Genomic DNA, 8876 nt, shown 5'->3' on the forward strand with positions numbered 1-8876 from the left:
CGAGATCGAAGAAATCGCCACGGCGATCGCCAAGGCCGGCATGCCGCCGGAGGTCGAGGAGCACGCCCGCAAGGAGCTCAAGCGCCTCGAGCGCATGCCGGAAGCCTCCGGCGAGTACCCGATGCTGCGCACCTATCTCGACTGGCTGACCGAGCTGCCGTGGAGCAAGCTCAGCACCGACACGCTGGACATTGCCGCCGCGCGCCGGGTGCTGGACCAGGACCACTGGGATCTGGAAAAAATCAAGCGGCGCATCCTCGAGCATCTGGCGGTGCACAAACTCGCGCCGGCCGGCAAGAGCCCCATCCTGTGCTTCGTCGGCCCGCCGGGCGTCGGCAAGACCTCACTCGGGCAGAGCATCGCCCGCGCCATGGGCCGGCAATTCGTGCGCGTGTCCCTGGGCGGCGTGCACGACGAGGCCGAGATCCGCGGCCACCGGCGCACCTACATCGGCGCGCTGCCCGGCAACATCATCCAGGCCATCCGCAAGGCCGGCACGCGCAACCCGGTGCTGATGCTGGACGAGGTGGACAAGCTCGGGCAGGGCTTTCACGGCGACCCGTCGGCGGCGCTGCTGGAAGTGCTCGACCCCGAGCAGAACCACACCTTCCGCGACAACTACCTGGCGGTGCCGTTCGACCTGTCGCAGGTCATGTTCATCGCCACCGCCAACGTGCTCGACAGCATCCCGGGGCCGCTGCGCGACCGCATGGAGGTGATCGAGCTGCCCGGCTACACGCAGGAGGACAAGCTCGAGATCGCCCGCCGCTACCTGATCGACCGGCAGCTGAAGGCCTGCGGCCTGACGCCCGAACAGGCCGAGATCACCGACGCGGCGCTGCGCGAGCTAATCGACGGCTACACCCGCGAGGCCGGCTGCCGCAACCTCGAGCGCGTGATCGGCGCCGTGCTGCGGCACGTGGCGGTGCGCGTGGCCGAGGGCGAAACCGGCCCGCACCGCATCGACGCGGGCGACCTGCCGGCCATCCTCGGGCCGCGCAAGTTCGAGTCCGAACTGGCCATGCGCACCGCCATGCCCGGCGTGGCGACGGGGCTGGCCTGGACGCCGGTCGGCGGCGACATCCTGTTCATCGAGGCCAGCCGCACGCCCGGCAACGGCAAGCTGATCCTGACCGGTCAGCTGGGTGATGTGATGAAGGAAAGCGTGCAGGCGGCGCTGTCGCTGCTGAAAAGCCGCGCCGAGCGCCTGGGCATCGACCCGGCGTCTTTCGACAAGCACGACATCCACGTGCACGTGCCGGCCGGCGCCATTCCCAAGGACGGTCCGTCGGCGGGCGTGGCCATGTTCGTGGCGCTGGCCTCGCTGCACACCGGCCGCAGCCTGCGCGGGCTGGTGCTGCCGGTGGGCGGCATCAAGGAAAAAGTGGTCGCCGCGCACCGCGCCGGCATCCGCCGCGTGATGCTGCCGGCGCGCAACAAAAAGGACTACGACGACATCCCGCAAAGCGCCCGCGAGCAGCTCGAATTCATCTGGCTGGACGACGTCGACCAGGCGCTGCAGGCGGTGTTCGAGTGCCCGCAGGACGACGCCGATGCACTGGCGGCCGATGGCGGCTGACGCACCGCCCGACGCGCCCGCGTGGGAACCCGCGGGCGTTCAGGCAATCCAATCCGGCACCGGGCGGCGGTGTGTCGCCCGGCCTTTCACACAGGACCGAACCATGAACAAACCCTGGAAGACCATCTGCCTGGTCGCCCTGCTGGCAGTCAACGGCGCCGCCGCAGCGGCCGGCCACAATAAGGGCCACGGCAATGGCAACTCACACGCCGTCACGCCGCCTCCACCCAGCAGCAACCGCCAAGCCCTGCCGGACGCCGACCGCGGCCTGGAGCGATCCCAGGAACGCGAAGCCGAGCGCGCCATCGAGCGCTCCCGTGCCGGCGAACAGCAGACGGAACATGCGCCCAACCTCGGCCTCGAACATCGCAACGAAGGCTCGCTGGATTCGCAGGGCAAGGGCTGGAAAAACCCGGCCGAATGAGTGATTGGCCGCGCCCGGGCGATGCACTGCCTGGGCGGGGCACGCCAACCACAGGCACCCGCTCGGGTGTCTCGCGCATCGGGCGGGCGCTGCCCGCCGCACCGTTTTCCGTCTGCCTCGTTACCTCGCAGGCCGCGCCGCGCGTTTCCAAGCTTGCACCCGCGCCACACGGCGCGGCATGCTGCGCCCCACGGCCAGCCTGGCCCAACGACAACAAGCCCCGAGGAGACAACGACCATGACGGACGCCGAACTCGAACGCGCGCTGGCGGCAGTCAGCCTGCCGCGCCCCGCCTACTGGGACGCGCGCTACCTCAAGAACGTCGAACAGCTCTCGAAGCCGCAGTACCGCATGCTGGTCGAGCGCGACGTGGCGGTGCCGATGCGCGACGGCGTGGTGCTGCGCGCGGACGTGTTCCGGCCGGACGCGCCCGGCCAGTTCCCGGGCTTACTCGCCCTGTCCGCCTACGGCAAGGACAGCCAGAGCGTGCCCATCCCGGCCCAGCCTATCCATTCGTGGGTGTTCGACCACAACGTCGAGGCCGGCGACATCGAGTTCTTCGTCTCCCGCGGCTACGCCTACGTGATCCCGGACGAGCGCGGTCTTGGCAAATCCGAGGGCGCCTGGAACGGCCCGTTCAGTGTGCAGGAACAGCAGGACGGCCACGACATCGTCGAGTGGATCGCCGCCCAGGGGTGGTGCACCGGCAAGGTCGGCATGATGGGCATCTCCTGGTTCGGCATGATCCAGCGCTTCGTGGCCGCCCAGCAGCCGCCGCATCTGGCGGCCATCTTCCCGTACGAGGCCGCCAACGACCTCTACGGCGTGGCCTACGAGGGCGGCGTGATCCAGCCGTTCTGGTGGGAACTCGAGCGCGAAATCCCGGCCCATACGACTCAATCAGAATCCGACAAGCTGTATTCGCCGGAGGAGCTCGAGGCGCGCTTCAACGCCATCGCCAACAACCGCGACATCGCCCTCAACAGCAACTACGTGCGCCTGCTGGCGCGGCGCAAGACGGCATTCTTCGACCAGCTGCTGCACCCCGAGAACACCGACTTCTGGGCGCGCCGGCGCTCGCGCGACAAGGTCGGCAACATTCGCGTGCCGGTGTACACGGCCAGCTGCTGGATTCCGTTCTTCAAGCCGTTCATCCAGGCGGTGTGGGACGACATGAACGATCCTGCGCTCGCCGTACCCAAAAAGCCGGCATCTTCGGCCATCACAACCAGACCCAGCTGCCCGGCCCGCCGGAGCTCAAATACGAGGCACTGCGCTGGTACGACCATTGGATGAAAGGCGTCGACACCGGCATCATGGACGAGCCGCCCATTCGCCTGTACGTGATGGGCATCAACCGGTACCGCTACGAGCACGAGTGGCCGCTGGCGCGCACGCAGTGGACCCGGCTTTACCTGCGCCCGTTCGGGGCGCTGGCACCGCTGCCGGAGCCCAGCGACGCCGAGCCCGATCCGCTGGTGCACCGCCCGCCGATCATCTCCACCGAGCGCAGCCAGGTGCGGTACTCGACGCCGCCGATGAGCGCGCCGATGGAGATCACGGGGCCGGTGGTGCTGAACCTGTACGCCGCGCTCGACCAGCCGGATGCCACCTTCGTCGCCAAGCTGTGGGCGGTCGGCCCGGGTGGCGAGCGCTTTGCGCTGTGCCGCGGCGTGCTCAAGGCCTCGCACCGCGCGCTCGACGAGGAAAACTCGACGCCCTGGAATCCGGTGCACCCGCACGTGGACCCGCAGCCGGTGGTGCCGGGCGAGGTCAACCACTACGCGATCGGTTTGCCGAGCTTCTCGTACGTGTTCCGGCCCGGCGAGCGCCTGGAGCTCGAAATCGCCACCTGCGACCCGATCGACATCCCCTGGCACCATCGCCTGAACGTGATGGGCCCGCTGCCGTCGATGACGCTCACCTACTACAAGCTGTACCGCGACCGCGAGCACGCCTCGCACCTGCTGGTGCCGGTGATCCCGGGCGGCGGGCACTGACGCAAGCCCCGGCCGAAGGCGCGATCGCACCTTCGGCCGGCATTGTCTGGCCGCCTCAGGCTCCCGGCCCAACCGGCCGCACGCGCGCGGCCGCATCGCGCGCCCGCTGGCGGGCGAGCTCGATGTCATCCGCCCGCGCCAGCGCCACGCCCATGCGCCGGCGCGGAAACGCCTGCGGCTTGCCGAACAGGCGGATGTCGGTGCCGGGGATGCGCAGCGCCTCATCCACGCCGGCAAAGGCGATGCCGGCGGCCTCGATCTGGCCATAGATCACGGCGCTCGCCGCCGGCGTCTGCAGGTCCACCTCCACCGGCAGGCCGAGGATGGCGCGGGCATGCAGCTCGAACTCCGACAGCCGCTGGCTGACCAGCGTCACCAGGCCGGTGTCGTGCGGGCGCGGACTCACCTCGCTGAACCACACCTCGTCGCCGCGCACGAACAGCTCGACGCCGAAGATGCCGCGCCCGCCGAGCGCCGCCGTGATGCGTCCGGCGATGTCCCGCGCGCGGGCAAACGCCGCCTCGCCCATCGGCTGCGGCTGCCAGCTCTCGACGTAGTCGCCCTGCACCTGACGGTGGCCGATCGGCTCACAAAAGGCGGTTTCGATGGCGCCGTACACGCCGCGGCTGCGCACGGTGAGCAGCGTGATCTCGTACTCGAACGGCACCTGCGCCTCCACGATGACGCGCGCCTCGCGCACCCGGCCGGCGTCCTGCGCGTACTGCCAGGCGCGCTCGATGTCGCCCGCGTCGGTCACGCGCGACTGGCCCTTGCCGGACGAGGACATCACCGGCTTCACGAAGCACGGAAAACCGATGTCGGCGGCCGCCGCGCGCAGCTCGTCGAGGCTGCTGGCAAAGGCATAGCGCGAGGTCGGCAGGCCGAGCTCCTCGGCCGCCAGGCGCCGGATGCCCTCGCGGTTCATGGTCAGCTGCGCGGCGCGCGCGGTCGGGATCACCTCGGCCAGACCGTCGGCCTCGATGGCGAGCAGCGCGTCGGTGGCGATGGCCTCGATCTCCGGCACGATCAGCGCCGGGCGCTCGGCCTCGACCAGCGCCCGCAGCGCCGCGCCGTCGGTCATGTCGATCACGTGCGCGCGGTGCGCCACCTGCTGGCCCGGCGCGTTCGGGTAGCGGTCGACGGCGATGGTTTCCACGCCCAACCGCTGCAGGGCGATGATGACTTCCTTGCCGAGCTCGCCCGCCCCCAGCAGCATGACGCGCGTGGCATTGGCGGCGAGCGGGGTGCCTATCAGCATGGACGGTTCCGGTGGTGTGACGGGGCCGGCATTGTCGCAAGCCGCGCCCTGCAAGCTGCAGGAAATGGCGGGGCGCGGCATGGCATCAGGCGCCGCGCCGCCCGCCAGCGAACACAGCGGCCGGGTCGAGCTCCGCCTTCAGGCGCCGCTCGATGGCGGCCTGCGCGGCCGACCGCGGTTGAAACACGCCGCCGCGGCGATCGCCACCGCGCATCAGCGTGGCGTGGCCGTGCGCCGCGCCAGCCGCGGCCCAGACCTGCGCTGGTGCGGCCTCGCTGCGCAGCCAGCGCTGGGCGCCGCCCCAGTCGATCAGCCAATCGCCCGGTAGAGCGAGCGGCGCTGCCGCCGGCGGCAGCGAGATGCGCCACAACGGCGCCGGCCCGCCGAAAAACGGCAGCTCCCAGTCGCGCAGCGCGCGCCAAAAATCGGTGCCATCCGGCTGTTCCTCGCCGCCGATCTGCGCCCGCGCCGCGGCCACGCCCTCGGCGGTACCGGACAGGCGAAGGTGCAGCCGGCCGCCCCGCAGGCACAGGCCGGACAGCGGCCACGGTCGGCGCTGCAGGTCGATCATGGCCTGCGCCGGGTCGGACGGTTGGAGCACCAGCGCACGTTCGGTTTCCGGCACCGGCAGCACGCGCAGCGACACGTCCAGCAGCACGCCAAAGGCGCCGAGCGAGCCCGCATACAGGCGCGCGAGGTCGTAACCGGCGACGTTCTTGATGGTCTCGCCGCCGTAGCGCACCACCTGCCCGCGACCGTTGATGGCGCGCACGCCGAGCACGAAATCGCGCGCCGCCCCCGCCCACGGCCGGCGCGGCCCGGACAACCCGGCCGCGATGGCGCCGCCGAGCGTGCCGCGGCCGGCGAAGCGCGGCGGCTCGAAGCCCAGCATCTGCCCGTGGCCAGCCAGCACGGCGTCGAGTTCGGCCAGCGGCGTGCCGGCGCGGGCGGTGATGACCATGTCGCCCGGCTCGTAGCTCAGCACGCCGCGGTGGCCGCTCACATCCAGCGCCTCGCCGGCCGCAGCATCGCCATAAAACGCCTTGCTGCCATGGCCGATGGCGCGCAGCGGGCGGCGCGCGTCGATGGCGCCGCGCACGGCGGCGAGCAGCGGTTCGGTCTGATCCTGATCCATGCTCAAAACCGTTCGAGCTCGGGGTGCGGCAGTTGGCCGTGGTGCACGTGGCTGCCGCGCAGCTCGGCGCAGCGCGCGAGTGTCGGGATGGCCTTGCCGGGGTTCAGCAAACCGGCCGGATCGAAGGCGCGCTTGACGGCGAAGTAGTCCGTGAGCACCGCGTCCGCGAACTGCTTGCAGGCCTTGTCGATCTTCTCGACGCCGATGCCGTGCTCGCCGGTGATGGTGCCGCCGAGCTCGAGACACTCGTCGAGGATGCGCCCGGCCAGGCGCTCGGTGCGCTCCACCTCGTCCGGGATGGCGCCGTCGTACAGGATGAGCGGGTGCAGGTTGCCGTCGCCGGCGTGAAATGCCGTCGCCACGCGCTGGCCGTGCTCGGCGGCCAGTTCGCCGATGCGGCGCAGGATGCCCGGCAGGTGCCGGCGCGGCACGGTGGCGTCGACGATGTAGAAATCCGGCGACACCCGGCCCATGGCCGGAAACGCGCCCTTGCGCCCGGCCCACAGGCGCGTGCGCTCGTCGGCGTCGCGCGCCAGGCGCAGGTCGTAACCGCCGCAGGCTTGCATGAGCGCCGTCACCCGTTCGAGCTGGGACTCCACCTGCGCCGCCGCGCCGTCGAGCTCGCACAGCAGCAGCGCCGCCGCGTCCACCGGCAGGCCCATCTGGATGTAGCCCTCGACCACCTCGACCGCCACCTGATCCATCATTTCGAGCCCGGACGGCACCACGCCGGCGGCGACGATGTCCATCACCGCCCGCCCGGCGCGCTCGAGATCCGGAAACGCCGCCTGCAGCAGCACGATCGATTCGGGCACCGGCAGCAGCTTCAGGCGCGCCTCCACCACCACGCCCAGCATGCCCTCCGAGCCGGTGACCAGCGCCAGCAGGTCATAGCCCGGCCCGTCGAGACCGCCGCCGCCCACGGTGAGCAGTTCGCCGTCCATGGTCACCAGCGTCACCTCGAGCAGGTTGTGCGTGGTCAGGCCGTATTTCACGCAGTGCACGCCGCCCGAGTTCTCGGCGATGTTGCCGCCGATGCTGGAAGCGAACTGGGACGACGGATCGGGCGCATAGAACAGCCCATGCGCGGCGGCGGCCTCCGATACGGCCAGATTGCGCACGCCCGGCTGCACGCGGGCGATGCGGTTTTCGGGGTCGATTTCGAGGATGCGGTCAAAGCGCGTCATGGACAGCAAAATGCCGTCCGGGCGCGGCAGCGCGCCGGCCGAAAGACCCGTGCCGGCGCCGCGCGGCACCACCGGCACGCCATACTGCCGGCAAAGTCGCAGCAGCGTCTGCACCTGCTCCACGGTTTCCGGCAGCGCCACCGCCAGCGGCAGGGCACGGTAGTTGGCGAGCGCGTCGCACTCGTAGGCGCGCCGCTCGGCCTCGTCGGTGATCAGCCCGTCGGCGGGCAGCACGGCGCGCAGCGCCGCCAGCAGGGCGGTGTGATCGACAGTGGATGGGGTGACGTTCATGACTCCTCCGGCGTGCCGGCAATGGTAGCGGCGGACCGCTCGACCCGGCGGCTTGCCCCCAAATCAAACGCGTCAGGCGCTTGATTTGCGGCCTGCTATAGTTCGCGCCCGCCAAGCACCTCGATACGGTTGCTATGTCCCGCAACACCGCCATCCTGCTCGTCACCTGCCCCGACCAGCGCGGCCTCGTCGCCGCCGTGGCCGAGTTTTTGTATCGCCACGGCGCCAACATCCTGCACGCCGACCAGCACGTCGACATCGCCGCCGGCCTGTTTTTCATGCGCGTGGAATGGGCGCTGACCGGCTTCGACATGCCGCTGGCCGATTTCGCGGCGGCGTTCGCGCCGCTGGCCCAGAAACACGCCATGCAGTGGCGCATCGAGGAATCCGACCGCCGCCAGCGGGTGGCCATCTTCGCCTCACGCTACGACCACTGCCTGGCCGACCTGCTGTACCGCCACCGCGCCGGCGAGCTGTACTGCGACATTCCGCTGGTGATCAGCAACCACCAGGACACGCGCCAGCTGGTCGAGTTCTACGGCATTCCGTTCCACCTGATCGAGGTGACGCCGGAAACCAAGGGCGGCGCCGAGGCCGCGCAGCTGGCGCTGCTGGAACAAAACGCCGTGGACCTGATCGTGCTAGCGCGCTACATGCAGATCCTGGGGCCGAAGTTCGTGGCCCGCTACCCGGCGCGCATCATCAACATCCACCACTCGTTCCTGCCGGCCTTCCTGGGCGCCCGGCCGTATCACCGCGCCTTCGACCGCGGCGTGAAGATCATCGGCGCCACCAGCCACTACGTGACCGACACCCTCGACGAGGGGCCGATCATCGAGCAGGACGTGATCCGCGTGTCGCACCGCGACCAGGTCGAGAACCTGATCCAGAAAGGCCGCGACGTGGAAAAAATGGTCCTGTCACGCGCCGTGCGCTGGCACCTCGAACACCGCATCCTGGCCTACGGCAACAAGACGGTCGTGTTCGACTGACCGAGGGCCG

8 protein-coding genes are annotated in these 8876 nt (G+C 70.3%); 5 read left to right on the forward strand and 3 right to left on the reverse strand.

Annotated features, from left to right (window positions below; translation table 11 throughout):
* From lon to PHC73_RS08200, 4 genes are all read left to right on the forward strand, one after another.
* On the forward strand, positions 1–1579 hold a 1579-nt coding region (gene lon, locus PHC73_RS08185), incomplete at its 5' end, for an endopeptidase La (RefSeq protein WP_300126606.1).
* A 103-nt stretch (positions 1580–1682) separates the two neighbouring features.
* Positions 1683–2003, forward strand: a complete 321-nt coding sequence (locus PHC73_RS08190) for a hypothetical protein (protein ID WP_300126608.1) — start codon at positions 1683–1685, stop codon at positions 2001–2003.
* 237 nt (positions 2004–2240) lie between these two features.
* Positions 2241–3299: a CocE/NonD family hydrolase gene (locus PHC73_RS08195; RefSeq protein ID WP_300126610.1), complete on the forward strand. Its 1059-nt coding sequence runs from the start codon at positions 2241–2243 to the stop codon at positions 3297–3299.
* Positions 3296–4003: a CocE/NonD family hydrolase C-terminal non-catalytic domain-containing protein gene (locus tag PHC73_RS08200; RefSeq protein WP_300126612.1), complete on the forward strand. Its 708-nt coding sequence runs from the start codon at positions 3296–3298 to the stop codon at positions 4001–4003. The genes PHC73_RS08195 and PHC73_RS08200 overlap by 4 nt, the downstream gene beginning before the upstream one ends.
* Before the next feature lie 55 nt (positions 4004–4058).
* Here PHC73_RS08200 and purT read toward each other — a convergent pair whose 3' ends face one another.
* The 3 genes from purT to PHC73_RS08215 all read right to left on the reverse strand — a co-directional run bounded on the left by purT (position 4059) and on the right by PHC73_RS08215 (position 7874).
* Positions 4059–5261 carry a formate-dependent phosphoribosylglycinamide formyltransferase gene (gene purT / locus PHC73_RS08205; RefSeq protein WP_300126614.1) on the reverse strand — a complete coding sequence of 401 codons (1203 nt, stop codon included), beginning with the start codon at positions 5259–5261 and terminating at the stop codon, positions 4059–4061.
* An 85-nt stretch (positions 5262–5346) separates the two neighbouring features.
* The gene (gene glcE / locus PHC73_RS08210; protein WP_300126616.1) at positions 5347–6396 is read right to left on the reverse strand and encodes a glycolate oxidase subunit GlcE; all 1050 of its coding nucleotides are present in this window, start codon (positions 6394–6396) and stop codon (positions 5347–5349) included.
* A 2-nt stretch (positions 6397–6398) separates the two neighbouring features.
* Positions 6399–7874: an FAD-linked oxidase C-terminal domain-containing protein gene (locus PHC73_RS08215; RefSeq protein ID WP_300126618.1), complete on the reverse strand. Its 1476-nt coding sequence runs from the start codon at positions 7872–7874 to the stop codon at positions 6399–6401.
* Between the two features lie 134 nt (positions 7875–8008).
* Between PHC73_RS08215 and purU the strand changes: the two genes are divergently transcribed.
* The gene (purU, locus tag PHC73_RS08220) at positions 8009–8866 is read left to right on the forward strand and encodes a formyltetrahydrofolate deformylase (RefSeq protein ID WP_300126620.1); all 858 of its coding nucleotides are present in this window, start codon (positions 8009–8011) and stop codon (positions 8864–8866) included.
* Positions 8867–8876 lie beyond the last annotated feature (10 nt).

Source organism: Immundisolibacter sp. (genome assembly GCF_028696615.1).
Lineage (GTDB): Bacteria > Pseudomonadota > Gammaproteobacteria > Immundisolibacterales > Immundisolibacteraceae > Immundisolibacter.

What these genes read in the sequence shown, in the direction of transcription:
- PHC73_RS08200 (WP_300126612.1), top strand. Translation starts at nt 3,296, where the DNA reads ATGAAAGGCGTCGACACCGGCATCATGGACGAGCCGCCCATTCGCCTG.
- purU (WP_300126620.1), top strand. Translation starts at nt 8,009, where the DNA reads ATGTCCCGCAACACCGCCATCCTGCTCGTCACCTGCCCCGACCAGCGC.
- glcE (WP_300126616.1), bottom strand. Translation starts at nt 6,396, where the DNA reads ATGGATCAGGATCAGACCGAACCGCTGCTCGCCGCCGTGCGCGGCGCC.
- PHC73_RS08215 (WP_300126618.1), bottom strand. Translation starts at nt 7,874, where the DNA reads ATGAACGTCACCCCATCCACTGTCGATCACACCGCCCTGCTGGCGGCG.
- purT (WP_300126614.1), bottom strand. Translation starts at nt 5,261, where the DNA reads ATGCTGATAGGCACCCCGCTCGCCGCCAATGCCACGCGCGTCATGCTG.
- PHC73_RS08190 (WP_300126608.1), top strand. Translation starts at nt 1,683, where the DNA reads ATGAACAAACCCTGGAAGACCATCTGCCTGGTCGCCCTGCTGGCAGTC.
- PHC73_RS08195 (WP_300126610.1), top strand. Translation starts at nt 2,241, where the DNA reads ATGACGGACGCCGAACTCGAACGCGCGCTGGCGGCAGTCAGCCTGCCG.